Annotated in this window: 23 protein-coding genes; 18 read left to right on the top strand and 5 right to left on the bottom strand. The window is 44.8% G+C overall.

The window, feature by feature from the left end; all coding sequences use genetic code 11:
• Positions 1–11: 11 nt before the first annotated feature.
• From ACFQ0N_RS27375 to ACFQ0N_RS27330, 10 genes are all read left to right on the top strand, one after another.
• A complete protein-coding gene (locus ACFQ0N_RS27375; protein ID WP_379332373.1) occupies positions 12–704 on the top strand; it encodes a response regulator transcription factor in 693 nt (230 codons plus the stop codon).
• On the top strand, positions 691–1,776 hold the full coding sequence (locus ACFQ0N_RS27370; protein WP_379332371.1) for a sensor histidine kinase: 1,086 nt from the start codon (positions 691–693) through the stop codon (positions 1,774–1,776). The genes ACFQ0N_RS27375 and ACFQ0N_RS27370 overlap by 14 nt, the downstream gene beginning before the upstream one ends.
• 32 nt (positions 1,777–1,808) lie before the next feature.
• Entirely contained in the window at positions 1,809–2,537 is a 729-nt protein-coding gene (locus tag ACFQ0N_RS27365; protein ID WP_379332369.1) for a cytochrome c biogenesis CcdA family protein, read from the top strand.
• 549 nt (positions 2,538–3,086) lie between these two features.
• Positions 3,087–4,736, top strand: coding sequence for a sensor histidine kinase (locus tag ACFQ0N_RS27360; protein WP_379332367.1), 1,650 nt, complete (start codon positions 3,087–3,089; stop codon positions 4,734–4,736).
• Complete coding sequence (locus ACFQ0N_RS27355; RefSeq protein ID WP_379332365.1) at positions 4,724–6,364, top strand: response regulator transcription factor; 1,641 nt, start codon at positions 4,724–4,726, stop codon at positions 6,362–6,364. The genes ACFQ0N_RS27360 and ACFQ0N_RS27355 overlap by 13 nt, the downstream gene beginning before the upstream one ends.
• 193 nt (positions 6,365–6,557) lie before the next feature.
• Entirely contained in the window at positions 6,558–7,466 is a 909-nt protein-coding gene (locus tag ACFQ0N_RS27350; RefSeq protein WP_379332363.1) for an ABC transporter permease, read from the top strand.
• Between the two features lie 16 nt (positions 7,467–7,482).
• Positions 7,483–8,391, top strand: coding sequence for a carbohydrate ABC transporter permease (locus tag ACFQ0N_RS27345; RefSeq protein WP_379332361.1), 909 nt, complete (start codon positions 7,483–7,485; stop codon positions 8,389–8,391).
• A 63-nt stretch (positions 8,392–8,454) separates the two neighbouring features.
• Positions 8,455–10,254 (top strand): extracellular solute-binding protein, encoded by a 1,800-nt coding sequence (locus tag ACFQ0N_RS27340; protein WP_379332359.1) that lies wholly within the window; start codon positions 8,455–8,457, stop codon positions 10,252–10,254.
• Positions 10,255–10,287: 33 nt separating this feature from the next.
• Positions 10,288–11,919 (top strand): hypothetical protein, encoded by a 1,632-nt coding sequence (locus tag ACFQ0N_RS27335; protein ID WP_379332357.1) that lies wholly within the window; start codon positions 10,288–10,290, stop codon positions 11,917–11,919.
• A 34-nt stretch (positions 11,920–11,953) separates the two neighbouring features.
• Positions 11,954–14,071, top strand: coding sequence for a hypothetical protein (locus tag ACFQ0N_RS27330; protein WP_379332355.1), 2,118 nt, complete (start codon positions 11,954–11,956; stop codon positions 14,069–14,071).
• Between the two features lie 177 nt (positions 14,072–14,248).
• Here the strand turns inward: ACFQ0N_RS27330 and ACFQ0N_RS27325 are convergent, their stop codons facing one another.
• Positions 14,249–14,713, bottom strand: coding sequence for a phage tail protein (locus tag ACFQ0N_RS27325; protein WP_379332353.1), 465 nt, complete (start codon positions 14,711–14,713; stop codon positions 14,249–14,251).
• A gap of 81 nt (positions 14,714–14,794) precedes the next feature.
• Positions 14,795–15,274 (bottom strand): GyrI-like domain-containing protein, encoded by a 480-nt coding sequence (locus tag ACFQ0N_RS27320; RefSeq protein ID WP_379332351.1) that lies wholly within the window; start codon positions 15,272–15,274, stop codon positions 14,795–14,797.
• A gap of 110 nt (positions 15,275–15,384) precedes the next feature.
• Between ACFQ0N_RS27320 and ACFQ0N_RS27315 the strand changes: the two genes are divergently transcribed.
• Positions 15,385–16,347, top strand: a complete 963-nt coding sequence (locus tag ACFQ0N_RS27315; protein WP_379332349.1) for a helix-turn-helix transcriptional regulator — start codon at positions 15,385–15,387, stop codon at positions 16,345–16,347.
• An 852-nt stretch (positions 16,348–17,199) separates the two neighbouring features.
• Here the strand turns inward: ACFQ0N_RS27315 and ACFQ0N_RS27310 are convergent.
• Positions 17,200–17,592, bottom strand: coding sequence for a VOC family protein (locus tag ACFQ0N_RS27310; RefSeq protein WP_379332347.1), 393 nt, complete (start codon positions 17,590–17,592; stop codon positions 17,200–17,202).
• A 152-nt stretch (positions 17,593–17,744) separates the two neighbouring features.
• Between ACFQ0N_RS27310 and ACFQ0N_RS27305 the strand changes: the two genes are divergently transcribed.
• From ACFQ0N_RS27305 to ACFQ0N_RS27290, 4 genes are all read left to right on the top strand, one after another.
• Positions 17,745–18,578 carry a helix-turn-helix domain-containing protein gene (locus ACFQ0N_RS27305; protein ID WP_379332345.1) on the top strand — a complete coding sequence of 278 codons (834 nt, stop codon included), beginning with the start codon at positions 17,745–17,747 and terminating at the stop codon, positions 18,576–18,578.
• Positions 18,579–18,813: 235 nt separating this feature from the next.
• Entirely contained in the window at positions 18,814–19,326 is a 513-nt protein-coding gene (locus ACFQ0N_RS27300; RefSeq protein WP_379332343.1) for a P-loop nucleotide/nucleoside kinase family protein, read from the top strand.
• 110 nt (positions 19,327–19,436) lie between these two features.
• On the top strand, positions 19,437–19,922 hold the full coding sequence (locus ACFQ0N_RS27295) for an NUDIX domain-containing protein (RefSeq protein WP_379332341.1): 486 nt from the start codon (positions 19,437–19,439) through the stop codon (positions 19,920–19,922).
• A gap of 57 nt (positions 19,923–19,979) precedes the next feature.
• Positions 19,980–20,222 (top strand): hypothetical protein, encoded by a 243-nt coding sequence (locus ACFQ0N_RS27290; RefSeq protein ID WP_379332339.1) that lies wholly within the window; start codon positions 19,980–19,982, stop codon positions 20,220–20,222.
• A 66-nt stretch (positions 20,223–20,288) separates the two neighbouring features.
• Here the strand turns inward: ACFQ0N_RS27290 and ACFQ0N_RS27285 are convergent, their stop codons facing one another.
• Positions 20,289–21,299, bottom strand: coding sequence for a phosphotransferase (locus tag ACFQ0N_RS27285; RefSeq protein WP_379332337.1), 1,011 nt, complete (start codon positions 21,297–21,299; stop codon positions 20,289–20,291).
• Between the two features lie 217 nt (positions 21,300–21,516).
• On the opposite strand from ACFQ0N_RS27285, the gene ACFQ0N_RS27280 reads away from it, so the two are divergent.
• On the top strand, positions 21,517–21,681 hold the full coding sequence (locus ACFQ0N_RS27280) for a hypothetical protein (protein ID WP_379332335.1): 165 nt from the start codon (positions 21,517–21,519) through the stop codon (positions 21,679–21,681).
• A 161-nt stretch (positions 21,682–21,842) separates the two neighbouring features.
• On the opposite strand, the gene ACFQ0N_RS27275 is transcribed toward ACFQ0N_RS27280, so the two are convergent.
• Entirely contained in the window at positions 21,843–22,487 is a 645-nt protein-coding gene (locus tag ACFQ0N_RS27275; RefSeq protein WP_379332333.1) for an SGNH/GDSL hydrolase family protein, read from the bottom strand.
• Positions 22,488–23,602: 1,115 nt separating this feature from the next.
• Between ACFQ0N_RS27275 and ACFQ0N_RS27270 the strand changes: the two genes are divergently transcribed.
• Together ACFQ0N_RS27270 and ACFQ0N_RS27265 are read left to right on the top strand one after the other, a co-directional pair.
• Complete coding sequence (locus ACFQ0N_RS27270) at positions 23,603–24,433, top strand: SDR family NAD(P)-dependent oxidoreductase (RefSeq protein ID WP_379332331.1); 831 nt, start codon at positions 23,603–23,605, stop codon at positions 24,431–24,433.
• Positions 24,426–26,045 (top strand): AMP-binding protein, encoded by a 1,620-nt coding sequence (locus ACFQ0N_RS27265; RefSeq protein WP_379332330.1) that lies wholly within the window; start codon positions 24,426–24,428, stop codon positions 26,043–26,045. Before ACFQ0N_RS27270 ends, ACFQ0N_RS27265 begins: the two co-directional genes overlap by 8 nt.
• Positions 26,046–26,056 lie beyond the last annotated feature (11 nt).

Below are 26,056 nucleotides of genomic sequence, written 5' to 3'. Positions count from 1 at the left end.
GGGCACCTTTAGTGGAGTCCAAAGGAAAAGCGATCCTTATCGTAGAGGATGAGCGAAAAATTCGCCAGCTGCTGCGGATCTATTTTGAAAAAGCGGGATATGAGGTGTGGGAAGCCTGTGATGGTATCGAAGGCCAGGAAATGTTCGAATGGTATGATCCTTGCTTTGTCATTATGGATCTCATGATGCCGCGGCAGAGCGGGGAAGAGTTATGTCAGTGGATTCGTGTGACACAGAAAAGCGATGTGCCAATCATTATGCTGACAGCAAAGGTGGATGAGCAAGAGCGGATTCACGGGCTGCAGCTCGGTGCAGATGATTATGTTGTAAAGCCGTTCAGTCCGCAGGAACTGGTCGTTCGTGTAGAAACGGTGTTGCGGCGTTCGATGAATCATTGCAGCAAAATTAGCTACAAAGGGCTAACGATTAAGCCGATACGCGGTGAGGTGAAATTCAAAGGCCAGCCGCTTACCTTAACACAGCATGAGTTTCGTTTATTGCATTATTTGATGAAGCATCCAAATCGGATTGTAACAAGAGAGCAGATATTAGAAGAGCTGTATCCAAATGATGAGAAGCTTGTCATCGAACGGACAGTCGATGTTCATGTCAGCAAGCTGCGCGAAAAACTGAAAAAAATCGAAGGCACTCCCGAGTTTATCGAAACGGTAAGAGGAATAGGGTATCGTTTTGTGGTCTTTTAATAAAGAAGCGCTGCCGTTCAGGAAAACTAGCTTTATCTGGAAAGTGATGCTTGTGAACAGTATGGTTATTGCGGCCGTCATATGGCTGGTAGGCGTGTCTGTCAAAGATTTCGCTTGCGCGTTGGTGGGACAATATGATTTTGTCGACAAGGAGCAGCAAGTGGCCTTTAATGAAACGATGCATATTTATTTATTGCGCGCCAGTCTGATTGCTTTGTTCGTAGCAGCCCTTATTTATTATGTCTGGATGAGAAGAGTGCTAACGCCATTGAGAAATTTAACCAAGTCGATGCGCGTGATGGCAGAGGGACAATTTCCTGATCCGATTAAAGCTGTATCTGAAGATGAGATAGGGCAGCTGAGCCGTCATTTTAATCATATGATTGCTGTTTTGAAACAGGCAGAGGAGAGCAGGAAGCAGCTTTTCAGCGATATTTCCCATGATTTGCGGACACCGCTTAGCAATTTGAACGGCTACCTGGAAGCGCTCAGTACAGGTGTCATTGAGGGAGACGGGGAGCTATATCGTTCGCTGCATGATGAATCGAAGCAACTGACTCATCTTGTTGATCAGCTGCATCAGCTTGCTGTATTGGAGGGCAAGAAGCTTGAGGTACAAAGGGTTAACGTGGCAGAAATGATTCGATCAACTGTACACTTCTTTGAGCTGGAGCTGAAAAATGCGAATATCGACTGTCAGACTGCGATTGCTGCCGGCTGTGTGCATGCTGATGAGGCCGGATTGCGGCAAGTGCTTACGAATTTGCTCAGCAATGCGGTTCAATATCGGACAAGCAATGTGATTCGGATTACAGGTGAAGCGTTGTCTGGGAAATATCGTGTCACGGTAACGAATGAGGGAGAATTCATTGCTCCAGAACAAGCCGGTCGTATTTTTGAACGGTTTTACCGGATAGATGCCTCACGCAATCGCGATACAGGCGGCTCTGGGCTAGGTCTTTCAATAGCAAATGAAATTATTAGACAGCATGGCGGGGAAATAGGGCTGGCATCGGATGGTAATAAGCATTCTTTTTGGTTTGAGCTGCCCCTTGCAGACGGAAGCGTGTGATGTGTGAATAAGAAAGTGAAGGTGAATAGTTGATGGCCAATACAACGGTATGGGTAGCGCTTGTGGCAGGCGTTCTTTCTTTCCTGTCACCATGCGTCTTTCCGCTCATCCCGGCCTATGTGTCACATTTGACCGGGTCGATTATACAGCATAATAAAATCAATGTAGAAAAACGGATGCTGATGATTCGTTCGCTATGCTTTATTCTCGGATTTAGCCTCATATTCGTTGCGATGGGGGCATCGGCAAGCTTTATCGGGCAGTTTTTTGCAGGCAACAGAGCGATCGTAGAGAAGATTAGCGGTTTTCTCATTATCGTATTCGGCTTGCAAATGGCAGGCATGCTTAATTTACGTTTTCTGATGATGGAGAAAAAACTAATTTCAAGCGAAGCAGCAGGCAAGGGCAGAAAAAAAGGCATGCTCAGCTCATTTATTGTGGGGCTAGCATTCGGCTCAGGATGGACACCATGTGTTGGCCTTGCACTTTCCTCGATCTTACTGCTTGCCGGATCAGCAGAAACGATGTATAGCGGTATGTTCTTATTGTTTGTGTATTCACTTGGTCTAGGCTTGCCCTTTCTTGTATTGTCATTATTGCTGACATATTCGCTCGGTATTGTCAAAAAAATTAATCGCTGGCTCCCTGTATTGTCGATTATCAATGGCTGGATACTGGTTGGACTTGGTCTGCTGTTATTTACAGGGCAGCTGCAAATAATCAGTGCTTATTTGGCGCAATACACGCCATTTGTTTATTGATCGTGTAGTGGCCCGTACAAGTCAATTACAGAGCGTAGACAGGGATGTCGGCCGTACTGAGCGCCTCCATATCCCGCATATTCGTGCGCTTCGATACTTTGATGCGCCGCGGCGGATGGGAACACAACAGCCTATGTTTCCGCATACCGGGCATGTAGAGTCCGTAATATTGATGGTTGAAAATGCGATGTAATAGTATCGCTTAATTGTATTGTTTGTGAAAAATGTCAGGTGTTCTAGTTCAGCTGAGAGTGTGCATTGCTGGCAGCGATGAGGTCAGGGGTTCAAGCCACTTAGGCTCCATAACTATTTCGAATTGACAACTACAGCAGAGTAATATATAAAGTAGGTATTTACATATCAAGCTTGTCTAGTCAATTTTTTTTGGCAGCGGAATGAGGAAGATAGCCATTGAATAATTGGAAGAGAGTAAGGCTTCTAAAAAAACTAATTTTGTTCTTTATTTTTTTTCTGATCGTTCCAGTTCTGGCTGTTGGAATATATCTATTTTCGACAAGTATGCCTTTGGCGCAAAAGGAAAGCCGAGAAATGCTGGAGAAGGTGGTATATCAGCTCAACGAAAATATTGAGTATCGAATCATTGGCTACCAGAACATACTAATGCAAATGGCTTTTGACCCCCGTATTTCAGCTGCACTTACCGGAAATTATAATAGCTTGCGGGAAGAGGTGGAGGCGCTTCAACAAATAAACGCTGTAATCAGCCGTGTACGCGCTTACTTTCCTATGCGAAAAATTGAGTTTTATAAATCCAATCCAAGTTTGCATGAGGATGGAGGCGCTATTCTTAATTTAGAGAATGCCGTATCTAAAGATTGGTACGCTGCAATGGAGAAGGAAAATCGCCAATTTTATTGGCATTATGAGTGGAGCGGCAAGCCGCAGCCCTCCCTTCATGTCAGCAGGTGGCTGGTTGACTATCTTACTAATGAGAAGTTCGGAATTATTAATCTGGAAGTAACAAGCATGGCATTATTCGATAAGCTGACGAACCCGCTGGCCTTTAAAAACGGCTGGATTGTTCTGGCAGACAGCGAGGGGAGAGCTCTCATTGATTTTATGGATAAAAAATCGGGCGACCATGTGCTTGATCTTCCATATTTGCACAAAACCTATGAAGATGAGAAGGGATGGTATTCCACCAAAATAAACGGCAAACCGAGTATGGTCGTTTTTGAAACCAATAATCTCGGATGGAAAATCATTACGGTTGTAAGTTTGGAGGAGCTTTGGCAGAAGTTTCAAAAGATACAAAATGCGGCAATCATCGTCGGCATTCTATTTGTAGTACTTACCTTTGTTGTCATGATTAGCTTTGGCGGGACGATTACGAATCGCCTTAACTCTCTTATTAGAAGTATGCGAAAGGTGCAGGGAGGCGATCTCGGGCTAACGGTTAAAGTTTATGGCGATGATGAGCTGGCTGAAGTTGAGGAAGAGTTTAATAAGATGTCGGTTCAATTGGAAGGAATGCTGAGGGAAATAGCCGCTGCAAGAAGCGCGGCTGAAACGGAGAAATTACGGCTGCTGCAGGCGCAGATCAATCCCCATTTTTTATATAATACACTTGCCCTGGTGAAGAGCATGGCGATGGATGTCGGATCGGCGGAGATCAGTAATACGATGGATGCTTTGGCCAAGTTTTTCCGGCTTGCGCTGAATCGCGGAATCGATGTATTGACGTTCAAGGAGGAATTAGAACATATTCAGGCTTACCTGGATATTCATGAGCAGCGTTATCCCGGCAGAGTTAGAGTGAATTTCGAGATTGAAGAAGAGGCCCTGTCCTGTCAAATCATTAAAATCACTCTGCAGCCCATAATTGAAAATGCTTTATTGCACGCATTTGAAGATACGGGGGGACGCGGGGAAGTTTTTGTTCAGGCTGCATTTCGTGAAAACATGCTTCATATCACGATTCGGGATAATGGAAAAGGCATGTCACCCGGGCAATTAAACGACTTAATGGAAGGAAGCTCAAGCGCTCGAAAGGATCAAGCAGGCTTTGGCCTTTATAACGTCAATGAGCGATTAAAACGATATTATGGCGAATCTTACAGCATGCGTATCAAGAGCGCTGTAGGAGAGGGTACTTCCATTCAATTCATAATTCCGCAGTACAGGAATAATAACCCAAGTAATCGAAGGGAGGATAAAGAGGCGAAATGGAGCAAATGAAAGTGTTCGTCGTAGATGATGAGGGAAGACAGAGAGGCTCGATCATCAGGCATGTGGATTGGAAATGTTACGAAATGACTGTCACGGGCGAGGCTGAAAGCGCCCAGGCAGCTATTGAGCTTGCGGAACTGGATACTCCGGATTTGCTCATTACGGATATTAGGCTAATGGGCATGAGCGGATTAGAGCTTTCCTCCCGTATGAGAGCCATGAATGCCAACCTTCATATTATTATGGTGACTGGCTATGAGGAATTTGAATATGCTAAGACTGCACTTGATCTGGGCGTTGACGCTTTCCTTGTGAAGCCGGTCGATTTCAATCAACTACACGCTATTCTTGCGAACATAAGCAGCTCCAGACAACTCTCGTTGAAGCAGCAGGAAGAAGAGCAGCTGATGAAGGAGCAATTGAAAGAGCAATTGAAAGAGCTCAAGTCTATTGCGCGCGAAAAGCTGGTGAATGAGCTGCTGCAAGGGTTAATTATTGGAGCGGACAGTATAAAGGCCCGGGTGCAGTCGATTGATTTATTTACCGCTGAGATCGGTCGCAGAGTCATCATAATAGCAATTGACGTAAAATTTCCTCCATCGCTTATGCAAGAGGATAAACAGACGATTGGGGAACTGGTCCGTAAACTGGCGCAAAGCTGTTTTGGCTGCTTGCTTGAGGAACTGATATGGACCCCGCGCGGAGATATTGCGCTAATTTTGAAGGATGAAATCGAAACTCCCATTCGCGGGGAGACCGAGCAACTGCTGAGCAGTTTGGAAGAAGAGCTTGAACGCATGGAGCCTGCCAAATTTATCGCGTATATCGGTGCAGGTCCCGCTGTCGAGTGCCTTCAGCAGCTAAGCGAGAGCTTTCAATTCGCACAAAGGGCTGTAAATCAGCGGCTTTTAGGCGGAGAGAATAAGCTCTTCTTTTGGGAGAATCAAAAGGAGCAGATCCTTGTCCCAGAAAAGGCTGTGGATGAGCTGATTCGTGATTTTCTTGAGGTGATGAGCTCTGGAGACAGCCAGGTTAGCCGTGAACTGCTGGGAGAATTAATGCGAAGCATCGTTGGTGATATGTCAATAAAGGGGGCTGGTCTAAGAAGCATCTGTCTGGAGCTGGTGAATGAAGCTATTCGGGCCGCTGGAGAGATTGGCGATGTCAGCCGGCAGCTGGGGCCTGAAAAAGAACTGCGTAAGCGCCTATTGGATTGCGAGCAGGAGCTGGAGCTGCTGCAGGAGACGATACGCATGCTTACCGATTGCTGTGACTTTATCGCTGATCGAAAGAAAAGCCATGCGCAAGTTATCGTGCATAAGGCAATCGATTATATGAACATGAATTATAAACAAAATTTAACGCTACGATCCGTAGCCGAATCCGTATTTTTAAGCCCTAATTATTTAGGCGCATTGCTAAGATCGGAACTCGGTTATTCCTTTACGGACCAATTAATGAATATTCGGATCAATCAAGCTAAAATATTGCTTCAAGATCCCCATGTGAAGCTTTATGAGGTTGCCGAGAATGTTGGCTATAAAAATATAGGTTATTTTACAAGCTTGTTTAAGCGAATGACCGGGTGTAGCCCCAAAGAATACAGAGACTTTATGGGTGTTGCCAGTCAGGATTAACTACAGAGCAGGAACGGCTGCTAAAGAACGGCTAATATAGGCCGTTCTTTTTTGTACTTAAACAAGATAGTGCGAGAGCAGCAGTAATAGTGTCTTTGGAATATTGTAAGCGTTTCATTGAATTTCTATACTTGAATCAGATGCTGTGACCTGGGCAGCAAAGAGGCAAGAGCAATCAAAAGGAGGATGTAAGGTGGTGCGCTACTCGGCAGCAAAGTGGAAGGGATTGCTTCCCTTATACTTATTTATTGTACCTGGGCTTGTACTCGTAATTTTGTTCAACTATATCCCGATGCTTGGGCTGCAAATGGCTTTTCGGGATTACAGCTTCAGCGAAGGTATTTGGGGAAGCACTTGGGTTGGACTAAGGAATTTTAATGAATTTACAGCGAGCACCGATTTTTGGAGAGCGCTGGGCAATACTTTTCTGCTGACAGGACTGAGGCTTGCATGTATATTCCCGACAACGATTCTGTTTGCCTTATTAATTAACGAAATTAGAGCAAAATCGTTCAAACGCCTCGTTCAATCCATGAGTTATTTGCCGCATTTTATTTCATGGATTGTTGTCGTAGGATTTCTTGATGCTTTCCTTTCACTGGATGGGGGGGGAGCAAATTCGCTGCTTCGGAGCCTGGGATTTGAAGCGATTCCCTTTATGGGATCGGAAAGCTGGTTCCGCCCGATATTTCTCCTCAGCAGCATGTGGAAGGAGATAGGCTGGGGGACTATTTTGTACCTTGCCGCTATTTCCAGCATTAACCCTGTTATTTATGAAGCTGCCGTTATCGACGGCGCGGGGCGGTTTGCCCAAATGCGCTATATTACAATTCCCAGCATATTGCCAATTATCTTTATCGTATTCATACTTACTATTCCGAGTCTGCTGAGTGTAGGGATTGACCAGATCTACGCAATGATCAATCCTGCTAATATCGGCGTGGCGGAGGTTATAGATACTTATGTGCTCCGGCTGGGAATCGGACAGGCGCAATATTCGATGACGACTGCGATAGGGCTTGTTATGAGCTTAATGACGACAATTCTATTAATACTAAGCAATATGATTTCGAAGCGTATTGGCGGAGAGGGCATATGGTAATAGAGGTGCTATTGTTATGGTAACGAGAATGACTGTAAGCGACAGAGCATTCACGGCAATAAACACTGTTTTAATGATTGTCTTTGTCTTTTTATGCGCATACCCATTATGGTATATTCTTATCCTTTCGTTCAATGAAGGGCAAGATGCAAGCATGGGCGGGATTTACTGGTGGCCGAGAGCTTTTACGCTGGGCAATTATTTGGTGCTATTGTCCAATGAAACGATTATTCAAGCGTTCTGGATTTCAGTGCTGCGAACAAGTATTGGCACATTTGGCTCTATACTTGTGACATCGATGGTTGCTTTCGGCTTGTCCAGAAGAGAGCTTCCGGGCAGAAAATATTTAACGCTTATCTTTTTGTTTATTATGATTTTTAACGGTGGACTTATTCCTCTCTATATACAGCTCATGAATCTGGGATTAATAAATAATTTTTGGGTGTATATCATTCCAAATCTTTTTAGTGTGTGGAATATGCTTGTGATGAAATCTTCCTTTCAAAATAATATTCCGGAGGGGATTATAGAATCGATCAGAATCGATGGAGCCGGCTATGCGCGAATTTATTGGAGCATCATCTTGCCTTTCTCCATGCCTTTACTTGCGGCAATTGGATTGTTCACAGCGGTATTCCATTGGAATGATTGGTTTACGGGTGCCTTCTTCATAAATGAGCTTAAGCTTCAGCCGCTGCCGACGTATTTGCAGCGTGTCTTGAGCACTGTTGAAGCAAGTAATATGATTAGCTCCAGCCAGATGACTAACTCCAGATCAGCAGGCATGTATAATCCGCAGGCCATCACCTCGAAGTCAGTAAGGATGGCAACGATTATGGTCACAACTTTGCCGATTCTGTTTGTATATCCGTTTCTGCAAAGATATTTCGTTAAAGGGGTGTTAATAGGATCAGTGAAAGAGTAATATTGGAGAGTTTGATTGATCAATTTTGGCAGCGGCTTAAAAACATTAGGGGAGGTTTTTCAAATGTATAATCGTTTAACCAGGCAGGCAGTGCTTGCAATGGTATTAACGCTAATGGTTTCGTTATTTGCGGCTTGCGCGAATACGAAAGAGAAAAATCCGGCAACAACAGGTGAAGACAGCAGTACCGAAACTCCTTCCGGGACAGAAAAATCGAATCATTTTACTTTGTATCACCCGCTGCAGACAACTCCAATTAATTTGGACGGGGCCGTTACGAAAGCGGTCATGGAGAAAATGGGCGTTGTATGGGATAAAGTAGAGATTGGAAATGGAGGGGATGTGGCACAGCAAATTAATTTAAAGCTTGTAGGCGGCGATTTGCCTGATGCAATTATTTTGAATGCCGATCATATTATGTGGTCGCGGCTTATCGATGAGAAACGTTTGCTTCCGCTGGATAAATATTTTGACAACGCTGAGGAGTACCCGAACCTCGCCAAAATAGATAAGCGAATTCTTGATTATTGGCGAGCGGCAGATGGCCATATTTACTTTGTGCCTACTGGTTATGAGCCGATAATTGACGAGCCTTCTGCATGGCAAGGCAATGCGCAGGGACTATGGATTCAAGATGACATCTTGAAGAAGTCGGGAGTTTCGAAGGATAGTTTAAAAACTGTAGCAGGCTTTGAAAACTATTTGGAAGCAGTTAAAACGATGAAAGACAGTCAAGGGCGCAACATGATTCCGCTTTCTCTAGGCGGTGAAAACTTTGCCGGACTTGAAGTGGTGATGTCGATGTTTGGCGTAAAAACGTTATCAGGCGGAACAGGCTGGAATGAGCAGGCAGACGGCGCGGTTATTCCAGATTATAAAACGCCAGGCTTTAAAAAAGGCTTCCAATGGCTTCATAAGCTGCAATTGAAAGGATTGCTCGACCCTGAAACCGCCTTTCATAAACGTGATTTATTTATGGAAAAAGTTAATAATTTGCGTTTTGGCGCTACGCTTTCCAACGGATGGGATAATCCGAATATTGCAACGTTGAAGAATAATGGCGTACCGGATTCAATTACGTATAAAGAACTGGAAAAACGAGGGTTTCCTAAGGGCTGGTTCTCTCCTGTTTATCTGCCGGCTAATGATGGGGTTCCATTTGCCCAATATGCCAATTTCAGTCCGTTCGGCGGCTTGGGAACCGGTATTAGTGCGAAAACCGAAAATCCTGACATTCTGATGAAAGGATTGGATTGGCTGCATACAGAAGAGGCATTTATTCTGATGGAGTATGGTCCACAGGAGCTAGGCGCCTACAAAATGGAAGACGGAGTTGTCGTTGTTGATGATTCTGTATTCCGGGGGCCTGAATTTTGGGGCGGTGACGCAGGCGGCATGAATAATGTGACGGAGAAAGGGTTCTGGTGGTGGAAGAATCTGGGCGGTGCCTTAAATACGCATATCAAGACGATGGAGCCGCCTTGGCCAGCTACGAATGCGATGCTGTATAAGGCTGAGGAGATCAATCATGAGCAGGGCACATTTGGCTTAATTCCTGTTGCCAATCGCGTTAAGCCAGTGGTTGGAGGGAGCGTAGAGAAATATAGTCCTGTGCAAAATGATATTAGGCTGCAATATTATGCTAAACTGCTGCTCGCCAAAAATGACAAGGAATTTGAATCGGCTTATGAGCAATTTCTGAAAGAAATGAAGGTTCGCGGGCATGATGAGGAAACGATTGCGGAGTTTAATGAGCAGTACAAAGCCTATGCCAATACCCCTGCCGGAAAAATTGCAGTTGAGGTTAAAAGATCGCTGCCTCGCAATGTGTACAGCGATAAGGCGGAAATTATCGGTCAATAAAGATTATAGCACTCATATAAGAGGAGAGCCTGAATGACAATGGAGCAGCATGTTTACCCCAATCGTGTTCATATCATTAACTTTATTCGCGGAGCAGAACCGCGGCTGCCTATAGATTTGCTAGAGGCATTAAGAGAGCAGTTGGCATTAATTCGAAAGCATCAACTAAAGGCAACCTGGCTTATCCAATACGATGCACTTATTGATGCGAAATTTACAGAGCTTCTTAAGCGGGAAACAAATGAAGCCCAAGAAATTGGCGCCTGGTTTGAGGTTGTGCAGCCGATGACGGAAAAGGCAGGAATACCGTGGAGAGGTCGATATTCATGGGATTGGCATGCCCATGTCGGGTTTTCAATTGGCTATACACCACAGGAAAGAGAGCGGCTTGCAGATGTATTTATGGAGGAGTTCAAGCGGCAATTCGGCTATTATCCGCAATCGGTAGGCTCGTGGTTTATGGATGCGCATTTGCTCGCTTACTTGTCGGATCGCTACGGCATTCAAGCTTCCTGCAACTGCAAGGATCAGTGGGGAACGGATGGCTATACACTTTGGGGCGGCTATTACAACCAGGCTTATTATCCTAGCCGATTGAATGGATTCATGCCCGCTCAGACGGCAGAAAACCAAATTCCGGTGCCCGTGTTTCGCATGCTTGGGAGCGATCCTATTTATCAATATGATGCAGCCGATCATGGCGATGGGCAATGTGTCGTTACCCTGGAGCCCGTCTATACGGGAACTGGGGGCGGGGGAGGCATCCCTGCGTGGGTACGTTGGTTCTTTGATGTTAACTTCCGCCCCAGCCAGCTTACTTTCGGCTATGCCCAGGTAGGACAGGAAAACTCCTTTGGCTGGAAGCGGATAAAAGAGGGCCTGACCGATCAGGTGGAACTGCTGGTTCAGAAGCAGGCCGAAGGTGTGCTGGTCGTGGAAACGCTGGCGGAGACCGGCAAATGGTTTAAACAGCAATATCCGCTTACACCCGCCTCGGCGATATGCGCTCTAACGGATTGGAAGGATGAAGGCCGTCAATCGTTATGGTATTACAATCGCAATTATCGGATCAATTTCCTTAGGCAAGACGGCAATATACGTATTCGCGATATTCATATGTTCGATGAATGTTATGAAGAGCGCTATCTAAGGGAGGTATGCACGACGGAAAATTGCCGTTATGATACGCTGCCTGTTATCGATGGTTCAAGATGGAGTGACGAGTATACACAAGCAGGAATCTATCCTGTCATTTTCGATGAGGCGGGTAATGCTGCTCGTATTACAGTAAAGGCGTTAGAAACGGATGAAACGGTTGCAGGCGAGCTGTCCATTGTTTTACATATGGAAGGTGAAGGCGACGTCATTAAAATCAGGTGCTCAGATGAAGCTGTTACATTCCAGAGCGAGCTAATAAATTGGGGTTTAATGATGGAGTGGGGAAACACTCAAGAGCAGCCTGGACTTGAAACGGTCTCAAAAGGCGAAATTGCCTTATGCTTCCACGGACATCGCTATGCCGCAAGTATAACTGGCTGCGAAAGTCTCGAAATGAACAGGAGTGAATCAAATAGCTCAGCACTTGATTCAACTGAAATTCGGCCGGCCAATTGGATCAAGCTTCGCTCCGCCTGCAAGGAAATAAGTTTGAAATTATGCCGGTAATCATGGCTAATAAACGAAGGAGATGAACGTTATTATGGCTAAACGAAAGCTTGTTATTGCGCTATTTCTCTCTATCATGATTGCATTGCCATCAACGAGTATGGCAGCTCTCTCGTCGAATGAACCCTTTCATATCGGAATCTTCAATCCTCCTCCTCCAGAGGGGACGAATGCACAATCCTACGCAGAGATCGCCGGGATGAATGTGAATTTTATCGTTGGCGGAAATAGCCACTATACGTATGATGTAAACGGTACGGCATTAAATCTGGCAGCACAGAATGGATTGAAAATACTGGTGGCCGACACCAAATTTGGCTGGGTTGAACCAGAACTTCATCAGACTTCGGGAGATTCTGTAATCACAGTGAGCAACACGAGCGCATGGGGGCAGACAATTTTATCGCCGGACAGGGGAACCGAATGGGGGTTAAATACAATTGATCTGCTTATTGATAAGAACAGTTGGCCTGCGACCACAACCTTAACTGTAACTTTATATGATAGTCCGGCTAAAACAACAACATTAGGCGCGGCCTCCTTGACTGGCCCGGGAACGATCAATAGCGAAGCCGTACGGTTCCGGCTTAATGCCGGCATTCAAGCCAATACAGAGTATTACTTGGAGCTAACGAGCAACGGCAGTGAGAATATTGGCTTGACTGCCAGCAGCTCGGATGTTTACACGGAAGGTCAGGCTTACCACAACAACGCGGTTGTCAGCGCTAAGGATTTATGGTTTAAAGTGTTATTCTCGCAATCGGCTTTCTATAATGGCGCTCAACCGCAGCCGGCAGCTTTGGCGGATGTTGTTAACAACTATTGGAATCACCCGGGGCTTATGGGCTATAACCTGTACGATGAGCCTTCCTCCGCACTATTTACTAGATTGGGAGATATGGTTCATTCACTTAAAGCTCTTGATCCCAACCATATGTCGCTCGTTAATCTGCTTCCAAGCGATGCACCAATGAATATGCTCGGCATTAACGAGAACAAGGATGGAAGCGTCTTATCTGCTACCTCTCCATTAGGACAAAGTTTTAGGACGCGAGCACATGAGACGAGAATTTCAACGGTTCAATGGTATGTACCGTGGGATCAGATGCAGTCCGGGGAGCATATCACCTTAACCTTATGGGATTCACCGGCGAAAACAACCAATATTGCTTCCTATACGCTCACAAGTCCTATTGCAGGCAATAACAATCCGCAATTCATGCTTGATGCCGACGTTTTGCCCAATACAGACTATTATATGGAACTGACGCATAATGGCGGCGGAGATAACTATGTTGGCATTTATCGTTCAGCAGAAGGCGTTAATTGGTATAATCATTCTACTGCGTATACAGGAGGGGCGGCTATAAACGCTGACTTTTGGTTTACGATCAACCAAAATATTGCTGCCTTTACGTATGAGGATTATGTGTATCGTTGGGTTTATACAAGCCCTGATGTTCTATTGTTTGATTACTATCCGTTCCTGGTGAACGATGAGTTTTCGGATGAATACTACGATAATTTGGAAATTATTCGACGTCAAGCTTTAGCGGGTTCCATTGATTTCTGGACATTTGTTCAATCGGTTGGAATCGACAATTGGAAGCGTTCCCCTTCACAGGATGATATGCGATACAACATTTATACAAATTTGGCATACGGCTCCAAAGGATTAATCTATTTCACTTATTCTCAACCGATTTATCCTGGTTTTGACGGCTCGATTATAAATGCTGACGGTTCGCAGAATCCTTCCTATGGCTGGGCAAGAGATCTTAATGCAGAAGTGTTAAAATTGGGCCCTACCTTAAACCGTTTAACTACAGAATCGGTTTATCATACGGGGACGCTGCCGGCTTCAACAACAGCGCTTCCAAGTTCATACTTTTGGCAGCCGGATGATATGGACGAACCGTTTATTATTAGTTCATTCAAGGATGACAGCGATCGAACATATATCATGGTTGTAAACCGGGACATGGATCATTCCCGGACCTCATCTTTCACCTTATCGACTAAACCCGGCTTGGTTAAAGAGATTTCTAAGGTTACTGGCGCTGAAGAGGATACCAATTACAACAGTTTGACAGGCGCTTTGACAGCTAGCTTTGCGCCGGGCGAAGGAAGATTGTATGCAATTGATGCATAGCCGCCGGGTGAAGCAGAGCTAATTTGTTCGCCGCGGTGAACCGTATCATAAGTAAATGAGGTTTTTGCGAAGAAAAGCAACAGCACCCTCCAATATTGATGGAAAGGTGCTGTTTTGTTAGTTAAATGCCTGGAGGAATATTGGCTGCATGAAAGGTAGTTTTTACTCATGCGATGATTAATATTCTCCTTTAATTACAAAAAATGAACCCCGAATGGTTCCGGCTAATTTAGACTTCTGCCTGGCAAACTTAAATTTCCCTTCCAACTCCTGTGGTACCTCCATCCCCTCAGAAAGCTTAAAGCCAACAGCCCGCTTTTTCGGGTCATCAACCGTATACATGACATTGAGCCCAAGACCATCCTCATAAAAAACATAGGTGAATTGGATGTTTTCCACTTGAAAATGCGACGTTTCTAAAGGTTTGGCCGCAAACTCAATATCACGTTCTTCTTTCAAAATTCGGTTCACATAATCAATGGTCTCCTGGCTTTCGCTAGCGGGTACGACCGTAAATTCATGCTTGTACTTGTTCATAAAGTAACGGGCTTCATTCGCACGCAAACCGGCAAGCGCTTCTGCTGCAGGTGAAGACTCTAAACCAACCGTAGACACATTTTTAAAATCAACGATATAGGACAATTCTATCCCTCCCAAAAAGTTTAGCGAGCGTTGCATCGTTGCAGCCTGCTTCGAGCAACACTCGCATCAATACGGATCGTTTTATTTTTGAACAACAGGAATCCACATTTCACCAAAAACCATGCCGTCCCGCTGTCCCATTTCAACTGCCGCATTTGGTCCGCCAACATAGGCAAAATCCTGTACTTCCGCCAAGGCTTGACCAAAGGCAATACCGGCCAGCTTATTGCTCAACTCATCGGAGGTTCTTCCTTCCCCTTTAACAACGAGATATTTCCCTTTAGGAAATTGAATTACTCTGGTTGCTTCGGGCAGCGATGCTTCCGTCATGACGCCGGCATAATGCATCATCTTGTTATTCACCGCTTCGTTCACGGCAAAAATGTAGTCATTCGAAGCGATGGCTTTTAAAGTGTCAAGCGTTCCATCTTGTTTCACTGCCTCCCAAAAGTCTGCCTTTTCCTTGTTTATGCCGGCATAGTCTGTGTAATCGCTCTTTAGCTCAGTTCCAATCCCCAAAACGATAAAGCTGTCTTTTTCCTCAAGCGTATAATTTGCCATATTCAAAACCTTCCTTTTTTTAAATTTTATCAAATGGTTTGTCTTTTCACTTGATGGGTTTATAATAACCTTAAATCATGTCAAAAAATGATACTGTTTAGGAGGGCCCGATGAAAAAAGTTGAACGGATTAATATCATCATGCGATATATCAACAACCGCGCCCACTTTACCATTTCTGAAATTATGCGGGAGTTTAACATCTCTCGTTCGACGGCTGTTCGGGATATTCGAGAAATTGAAGCCATGGGGATGCCGCTTGTCGCGGAAGTTGGCAGGGATGGGGGTTATTTTGTCATGAACAACTCCGTTCTGCCCACGGTCCGCTTTACCGATAATGAGATTAAAGCTCTTTTTATTGCCTTTATGGCCACAAGAAATCAACAGCTCCCTTATCTAAAGAGCCGTCAGTCTTTAGCGGAGAAATTACTGGGCCTCATCTCTGAAAACCAGCAAGATGACCTTGTCCTTTTAAATCAAATCTTGCTTTTTGAAGGGACCAACCCCTATAATCCCGACTTGCTTGATCTGTCCGACCTGCCTCATCCGATGTTAGAAAAACTTATCCAAATCCTTCTCTTGGATCGCCATTTATTGATTACCATCACAGAAAAGAAGGTGATCAAGTCTTATCCAATTTATCTTTTGCACCTTTATCATGAAAAAGGCCTTTGGATGATTGAAGGCTTTGACTTAAAGGATGAAATAAAGCGGATTTTCCCAGCCGACACGCTCACCGATGTCAAACCATACCCTGCGAAAAAAAGGTTAAGCCAGAAAAAGATTAGTGAAAAGCTAAGTAAGCAAGAAGAACGAATGAACCTTGTCCTTGAACTTGGTCCAAAGGCGATTGCCCAATTTAAAAAATACCATCCTTTTAAAGTATCCATTTCTTATACCAATCCTTACCAAACCACAGCCCTACTAAAGACGTTTATCAATGTTCATAATCCCGAAGAATTGACCGAAATCACAAATTGGCTGCTTTTTCTAGGCGGGGATATTAAGGTCAAGGAAGTGCCAGAAGAAGTCCGGGAAGTTTTGCAGGAGAGATTAAGCTTATTCTGCCCATAAGCCGTGCTCGTAAAACGTTAACGGGTACAAGAAGTTCGATAAATTGCGGCATAAGGCTGCCTCAGTTGCAGAAGTAGTCCTCGATCTGACCGAGGAGTTCCTAGGGAAGTGTTCCGACGCGACGCATAGCGTCAAAGTTCTGCTGTGTCCTGATGAGCCTCATTTCTCCAAGCCTCCTGAAAGGGAGTTGTTTTTATATTACAATGAAGAACGCACGAGTTCATTCTGTGCTACCCAAAATGTTGATCCAGGGCTTATTTACACTATTGATGTTTATCGTTTTGATTAGTTCCGTTTTGATCGGCAGAGGTATTTTTCTTCGATACCATATCAATAGGTGATGTAGGGTATTTTGCAAAATTATTGATCGGGCAGTTTGCGCTTCACTGGGCATTTTCCATCTTAATACTGTGTATGACCATCATAACAAGAAGCATGCTAGCAAGTTTAATTATCGGGATGATTTTACTGCTGAATGTGTTAGGCATGGTGGTTGGCGCTATAGAATCGCTAATCGGCAAAATAGATGTATCTAAATACTGGTTAGTGAACACGATCACTACCATACTCGATTTCAATAATAGGCGTGATCTTGTCCACATCTCCAGTGTCGCGATTATTTCAATTCTGTTATTCAGCATCATTGCGATAAAGTATAAATTGAAAGAAGACTTACGATAGACGTGATTCAATGGATCAGGAAGCCGGCAATTATATGCCGCGGCGCAGGACTACAAAGTGTCCTGCATGTCGCGTTGAAGGTCGATGCTTCGATATTTTGAAGCCGCATTTACGAGCATTTAATAAAGGGCCAGGCTGTATTAGCTTGACCCTTTATTGTTTGTTAAACAATTACCTGCTGATATTCGTGGCGATATACCAATGGTTTCCAAAAGGGTCTTCCACACCTCCTGAGCGTTCCCCATAATCATGATTCTGCGGTTCATAGAGGGAACGCGCTCCCGCTTTCAAAGCCCGGTTGTACACATCATCTGCGTCTTTCACAAACAGATGGATTGCATTTTTCATCGGCGGAAAATCTTTATTCGTTCCTCCACCGATCTCTATGATGGAATCTCCGATTCGACATGCAGCATGCTGAATGCTTCCGTCAGGCCGGGTATGCCTTTCAAGTTCCTCAGCATCAAAGCAATTGTTAAGAAAGTCAATAAATCGCTCTGCTCCTGCGACAATGAAATACGGTGTGACAGCGGAATATCCTTGCGGTTTAAAAGTTGTTGTCATAACTAGTCCTCCTTAAGTTTTGTGAATTATAGTTACCTCATTAGTATAGCTATATTAAATCAAACCGTATTGTATAAAATTGATCTTCATTTCGTTTTATTAGATGGTATAATTTTGAAATCGGGATTCGTTTAAATTAAGGGGGAGATTGCTTGAATTTCCATGCTCGCAAACCTGGACATGCTTTAGCAAGATGGATTGATAAGTTGTGGATATGTGAAGGCTACCACCCAAGCCATCGGCTTGAATTTAAACTTCCCGATGCCTCTTTAGCATGGATTATAAATCTCAAAGAGGATCAGATCCGAGTGTTTGAGGGTAATCGGATGGATCGTCTTATGGCTCTGCCCGGCAGTATTATCGCTGGTCCACGGTCATCCTACTACTATCTGGACACGATATGTCAAGAATCATGTATGGGCATTCAATTCAAACCAGGAGGAGCGCTGCCATTTCTCGATAATTTGGTAGGCAAACTAAAGGATGTTGACATGCCTCTTGGGGATGGTCTGGGTCGTCATTCCCGTGTGGATGATTTACGGGGAAGGCTGCAGGAGACTTCTGTGGCGGAGGAACGGTTTCAATTAGTCGAGCATTACTTGCTGCGCTTACTGGAGAAGAAAATTATAGTTCCGACAGGACATCCAGCCGTAGCTTATGCGCTGCAAATGTTTGAGCATTTCCCCGCGGCTGCACCTTCCATTGCCGAAATCGCAGACCGGGCTAATCTTAGTACGGAACGTTTTATTCGTGTATTCAAGGAAGAGGTAGGACTGACGCCAAAAAATTATGGAAGTATTATGCGATTCCAGTTGGCACTTCGAATGATCAGGCAAGGGCGGATAAACCCGAATATTGATTTCGCTCTATCCAGCGGATATTATGATCAATCCCATTTGTATCGGGAGTTCCGCAAGTATGCCAATATGACCCCGACTGAACTGCTTCGCAAACAGGATATACTTGAGAATCATGTTCCCCTATAGGCGCAAGTCTGGATGGCAAGCAGACGGCGAAAAATAATGTTGAGGGGCTAAGACTTTTGCAGTGGAGGTCAGCTCGAGGTATCCAGGGTCGCGACATGTCTCCCGCTTTAAAATAACCCTTTGAAAAAGGGGTCTTGGTAATAGGACACGAATATAATCTATGCCCAAAATATGTTTGGAACAGATTTAAAGCTACATGGACAGTTATGTGTTATTTTGCACAGGAGGCGGGTTTATGCTTTATATATTTAGCGGGTTGCCAGGCACCGGGAAGTCCACGTTATCATCAGCTTTGGCTAGAAAGTTACAGGCCACGTATCTCCGGGTCGATGTCGTGGAGCAGGCTATGCAGGCTGCTGGAACGTGGGTCGATGGACCTGCGGGTTACATCGTGTGTTATGCGGTTGCATCGCAGAATATCCGGTTGGGCCTCGACGTGATAGCAGATACGGTCAATCCTATCCAAGAAACACGTCAAGCTTGGCGCAACGTGGCGGAATCTCTTGAAACTCCGTTTTTGGAAATTGAAGTGATCTGCTCTGACGAGCGTGAACACAGGCATCGAGTCGAAACGCTTGCAGCCGATATACCCGGCTTTGTTCTACCCACTTGGGAGAAGGTCAGAAACCGACAGTACGATGTTTGGGACCGAGATCACATCATCATCGACACAGCTCATCAATCTGTGGCCGAAAGTTTGATGACGTTGTATGAACATTTGGATCGGGAGCGTAGTAAATTAAGTTGATCTCGTTTGCGAATCCCGTAAAATTGCGGAAAAATACCACTCAAGCAGGAAAGCAGAGGAGCAAAATTGAAAAAGAGGTAAATCCGTTGAAATAGGATGTGATAGAGAAGATGGAAAAGATAAGACTTCGCGCTTGCGCGTTAATCATTGAAAACGAGGCCATCCTGCTAGTTGAGTTCAAAAATGATCATGATGACGGCGTACATTATAATCTTCCAGCAGGTGGCCTTGAACCAGGCGAAACCTTGATTGAAGCTGCGCAACGGGAAGCAAAAGAAGAGGCTTGCGCCGAGGTAGAGGTGGGCCGAGTCGCTTTTGTTTACGAATATCAACCAGCGAAAAATAACTGCATTTACGGAGATACTCACTCAATAGGAGTTACATTTGAATGTAAGTTGAAACCAGGATCGGTTCCCAAACTACCTCAAAATCCAGACCCCCACCAGGTAGGCGTCAAATGGATTCCTATTTCGGAGTTGCATTCCATTCAACTATACCCAGAGATTAATAAGGATATTGTTGATTACTTTTGCGGAGAACATTACCGCAATTATGTTGAGGAACATGATATTCAACTGAACAAGCCGTTACGCTAACAGGTACGATAATTGCATCACCTGCAACCAGGCCGTTGATTACTTCGGTGGCCTTGATTGAAAATTGATGATTATACCAGTAAATTAAATGCAGAGATGATTCTTGCAAAATCTGAATCTGATGTGGATAAATTGTATGAAGAGATGATCATAAAAAGTAATAAGGCAATCGGTCGCAGTAAAGACATGATCTTAAACAAAGTACAAAAACGCACTGCCCGCAGACATCCAGGCCGCCGAGTATTTTCGGCGGCCTTCAGTGTTCGTGATTACGGCCGCGGCGGATTTTTTCGCCGATAGACTCGTTAAACTGAACCGTACCATAAGTAACGGCAATTTTTTTCCTAAAAAGGTTTTTATACGACATCATTCCTCGCCCTGCTGATCCGCCCATTCATCTAATAAATCCATTGCCTTTAATCGGAGAGGCCATGTATGCTCCATAATATCTATCATGTTGCGGCTTCTCGGGCTTTTAGGGAACTGAGCGGCAAACCAAGCTTCTCGAGGTAAGCGGTACAAGGAAGAAATCATTTTACGTTCGGCCCGGTCTAAAGGACGGAGTTCTTCGTACCCCTTTAACAACGAATGAATGAGGACGGGATTAAAGTGAGTCGTGTTCATGAGGGCTGTTGCTACTTCAACATAGGTCGATCCTAACTTAATGCGATCCCAATCAATAATGAAAAGCTGGCCGTCATCGGCAATAATGACATTCTGTGAAGTAATATCGCTGTGTATCAATGCGGGACGAATCATTTCCTTCACGAAAAGGTCTGCAATTCCCGGGCTCATTAATTCGGTCCAGGACCGATCAGAAAACTGGTTACAGGCTTCTCCGAACCGTTTATACCATCTGCGGGTCCATTTATTCATTTGGTTTACTTTTGTCATCCGTCTGCGAAAGAGACGATCTTTGTTCTGCCATAATCGAATATGATTGAAAAAGGGACCTTTAATGGGGAAGGAACGACTGGATGTTGTATGCAAGGAGGCAAGAGCTCGTCCAAGCTTTTCAAAATCCTCTTGATTTTCCATTCTTCTCCCATTTATCCATGTGGTTATATAGAAGGGTCTTCCTCGGTTTAAAATCCATAATTTTCCCGAATTGCTCGCAAGCCATTGAGGCATAGAATTGAAGCCATTATTCATCAAATGCTGTATATAGTCTGCAGTTGTTTTTATTTGATCAATTGTACCTGAGTGGAGCAAAGTGCTCCGGAAGAAGGGCTTCATCGCATAGGTTCCGCTTTCTGTCCGTACTCGGACGATGGCGTTCTTTCGATAAAGAGACGCGATCGAGTCTGAACGCAACGGACTTAGGCCGAAGCGGCGGACAATTTTGCGTATTCGGCTTTTGGTATAGGCATTTACCATGGGCAACATCGCTTCTTTCAAGAGAAAATGTGAAGAATAGTGTTATTTGCTAGGTTATTCATGAAGGGGGGAGCGTGTATAGCCTAGCGCCTAAGAAACCGTTAAAAACTTGCCGATAAGCTCATAAAATTGTGCAAAAAAATGATCATTGCCTGTAATGCCAGGCCGAGATACCTTCTGAAAGACAAGAAATTGCAAGATCAGGAGGGAAAGGCTCATGGATAGCAAACTGTATGGAGTCGAAGAACAGCGGCAGAGAAGGAAGCACATTTTCGAACTGGTTTATCGAAACTCGGCGCCTTTTTTTGATCGAGATGGCAATTGGAGCGGAGCGATCAAGGAACGCGGCGTTCGGGAGCGGATAGGCATCGTGAGCAAGTAAGATGGAGATATGCATATGCTACCCTTTCTGGATCTCCCAATTGAGGCGAGTATCTTCCGTAAATTTTGTTTTACCGGGATTTTCTTCAGCTCTCAAGATTCTTAGATCATTGAATCTGACGATGGGAAGCATCGTTTGAGGCACTAAAAGGCGGATAGTGATTACTTTCTGTGGATAAGATACGGGCTCAATCCCGTTGCAATCAGGCGATGCCCCCGATCATTTGGGTGAATGGGCAGAGATCCGCTTAACGCATCTTCAATTTTTCCGTTGCGATATCCATAGATAAGATTGGCCTGTTTTCCTTCAAACCACATATGAGCAGGGGCTACTGTGGCATCATAACGACGGGCTGAGTCTTCTATAATACGATTAAATTGGCTGATCGACTCGACTGAAAGAGAGCTGTTCGGAAATGGATTGTACTGCGTACAGCAAATGATTCGGGCACGGCTTCTTTTTTTGATCAGAGTGAGAAGTGCGCATAAATTTCGACTATAGTTGGTTGTAAGTTGTTTGGCAGGTAAGGGGGATTGACTTCTAAGGGAAGAAATCGCGGCAGTCGCTAAATCTACTCCTCCGATCCATATAGAAACCACATCCGATTGATGAATCATTGAGGCGCCGCGCGATAACACTGCATTTAATAAATTAGTGCTGCTCCAACCAGACCGAGCCAGAACATACCCAGTAACCTTACGGGAGCGTGTGTTTAATGCAGATACTATCAATTGGGGATAAGCATTTACCATGGAGGAGGCATTTTTCCCAAATGTAATGGAATCCCCAAGAGCTGTATAGATCATAGGCATATCACCAACCCAATGTTCAAATTTGTGCTTGTTTGTGTAGTGCATCATATAGATATAATAGTGCAATCATGTACAAGTTGTGTGGGCATTAACAACGAATGCATCAATATGAGCGTTTGCTAGTACTTTCGGAATAGAGGTAAAGTAAGAGATAACACCAAAACTGTGCCTACATGCGTAGAAGCTTATGTTGGGTTCTTTTCGTAAGCGTCAAATTCTTCCCACCTGTACATAGCAGAGCCAATCCGTCAGAATGAATCCATCGAGCATACGAAAGGATGGACTCAGAATGAACGTGAATACCCTCAAATTTTGCTTTACCAGTGAGTGATATGAGGAGAACCGTATCACAAGTAACGGCAAGTTTTTTCGGAAAATCTCGCAGCGGGCTTGGAAAGATTCTTTGGCTCGAAGGGTTTGGGATGGGCCATTGGGCGGTGAATAGGAAGCGGATATAAACTAACCTACAGGAAAAAGAAGGGAACTATTGATGTCATTTCGAATACTTTCCTATAACGATGTACTAAGGAACTATTAAAGGAAGGGGGATAAGAATGACTTTAATATTGGATGAAAAATTATCAGAATTGGTAGCTAACATTGAAAACTTCGTAACTGGCACGACGGATAGTTTAACGTTGTACAGTGAGCATAAGCTTGACAACACATACGTTCTAACACCTAAAGCATATAAGGTGCCCGTCAGGATAGAAGTGGTTGCCCGGACGGATTCTAGCAATATCAGGCTCAAGTATGGTAGAGGGCAAATCATTTTTAACTGGGAACGAAATCATGATTCACTTCGTTGCTCGGAGCCGTCAAAAGGTGGAGCGTACAATAATTTGAATGGCCGCGTTTCCAATACTGCCCATATATTTAAGCGGCATCGCGATAAGCAGCAATATTAGCAACGAATAAACCATCCAGCAATCCTGCAGCCCGCAGTATGCCGATTGGATGACGAAACATAATATAACCCCAAGTTTGGTGCGAATGATGTTAATCTTAACCTATTATAACGTATATTATTTTTATATAAACCTTGTTATTTTGACAATGTTGAAAACAGTAAGCTTGATTAAACCACGGGCTGATCGAAAGGAGCGACTATGCCGACCTACAGCTGGCTGGAAACCGTATTATTTCCTCAAGTGCGCGTAAAGGAACAAAAGCTGCTTCAGCATTTATCAGGCAAAACGATTATCATTACAGGAGCCAGCTCAGGAATCGGCGAAGCGCTTGCTGTAAGGTTGTCCAATATGCCTGTTCGTCTTGTCTTGATCGCTCGTAGGGAACAGAAGCTGATTGAGCTTAAAAACAGCATTGCTGCAAAGGGAAAGGCGCAGGTGTCCGTTTACGCTGCAGATCTTCGTCAAGCTGAAGAGATGGAAGCTTTGCTGTCTTGGCTCAAGGCTTTGCCTGGCGGTATTGATATTATCGTAAGCAACGCAGGCAAGTCGATCAAGCGCTCAATATTTTCCAGCCTTGACCGGTATCATGATTTTACAAGAACGATGGCCATTAATTACTTGGCCCCTGTGCAGCTGCTGCTTGCCCTCATTCCTATACTGGAGCAAAGAAAGGGGCAGATCATCAACGTTTCCACCATTAATATGCTTATGCAGCCGTTTCCGCATTGGTCTGCTTATCAAGCCTCCAAATCGGCCTTCGACCAATGGCTGCGTGCGGCCGCTCCCGAGCTTCGTACCAGAGGTGTGAAAGTAACGACTTTTTATTTGCCTTTAGTACGTACGCCAATGATTGAGCCAACTGCTGCATATAAGTCGATGCCTGCGATGTCACCCGAGCATGTGGCGGCGCATATTGGAAAGGCTATGTACACACATAAGCGAGTTTTCAAGCCTTGGTGGATTTGGCCAGCAAGAGTGGCTGTCTTTTTTTATGCGCCGCGCTTGGGAGGCTGGCACCAAGATGGATGAAGGGGGAGCGCTGATGGACTTTTCAGAGCTGCTTCGCGTTATTCGTAGGCTGAAATTACATACACCGATCGGCTGGCTAAGACTGATTAGAGCCATGCGTCAGTATGGCATCAACGTTATGGCGCTGCTCTGCTACGCCGGTCAGTCTTATGGCAGCCAGCCCGCGATAAGAGATGAGCAGCAAGCATTCAACTATAAGCAATTATTTGATCAATCGTTAACATTGGCCTATTGGCTTCGTGCCAAATACGGTTTGCAAAAAAAAGATCGTGTTGCAATTTTGTGCAGAAATCATACCAGCCTTGTCCAATCCATTTTTGCAGGCTCCGGTCTTGGTGTTGATTTGTATTTTATCAATATTGAGATGAGCAAGGAGCAGTGGCAGCAGCTGGCAGCCCAATATCAATTCAACTTTGTCATTTATGATGAGGAGTTTGCCGAGTTTCTTATTGCGTCTGGCTATTCTGGAAGCAAGCTGCTGAGCTATCATGACGAAGCTGATTCGGTCTATAGGCTCGCTCATATGGCCGCACCTGAGAGAATAAAGCTGGCAAGGGCAAGTGCAGGAAAATTAATGCTTTTAACAGGAGGAACGACAGGCCATTTCAAGACTGCTGCTCATAAGCCTTCGTTATCTCAATATATAGGCCCATTTGTGTCAATTATGACCAGACTGAAATTAGCCGTTTACCAGCGGGCTTATATCGCCACGCCGATTTTTCATGGTTATGGCATTGCTCTGCTGTTCGTTATGACGGCGATGGGGGGAGAGATGGAGATTTGCCGCCGCTTCTCTGCCGAGCAGGCTTGTACGATCATAAAGAAGCATCAAATAGAGATGGTTTCGGTTGTGCCGTCAATGCTTCACCGCATGCTGGCACATTCCAAGGAAAGCCTGGTCACGCTGTGTTGCGTCGCTTCTGGAGGAGCGGAGCTTCAGCCGGCATTTGCTGAGCACGTATTAGAGCAGCTTGGCCCTGTTCTGTACAATTTGTACGGCACCTCAGAGGCTGGGTTAAATACAATTGCGGCTCCGAGAGATTTAAGCTGCAACCCAGCAACGATCGGACGTAAAATATTCGGCATTCGATTAGCGGTTATGGATGAAAGCAATAAGCCTGTGCAAGCAGGCATGATAGGACAGCTTAGTATTTCCCATGATTTATTTCGTATGAGGTCAAGGAAGCGCTGGATCTATTCCGGGGATATGGGCTATCAGGACCAGCAGGGCCGATATTACTTATGCGGCAGAGTAGACGATAGAATCGTGTCGGCAGGAGAGAATGTTTTTCCGATCGATGTGGAACGGGTGCTTTTGCGCCATCCTCTGATCCAATCTGCAGCAGTTGTGGGCGCAGTGGATGAGCTGTACGGTCAGCGTCTGCACGCCTGGATCGTACCTGTAAAAAAGGCGGACCTGGCAGAGGAGCAGCTGAAGGAATGGCTGCGCAGCAGGGTGGCAAGGTATCAAATGCCTGCTCGGTTTACATTTGTGGAGCAGCTGCCTTATACTGCTGTAGGCAAGCTGGATCGGAAACAGCTGAAAAGCTGGAAAGGTGAGAAGGATGAAACACGCAATACAACTAGAACAGAAAAAAACAATGGATCATAATGAATCGAACA

The organism is Paenibacillus sp. GCM10027626, assembly GCF_042676285.1.
Classification (GTDB): domain Bacteria; phylum Bacillota; class Bacilli; order Paenibacillales; family Paenibacillaceae; genus Paenibacillus_Z.
This window is presented reverse-complemented; position numbering and strand designations above follow the sequence as displayed.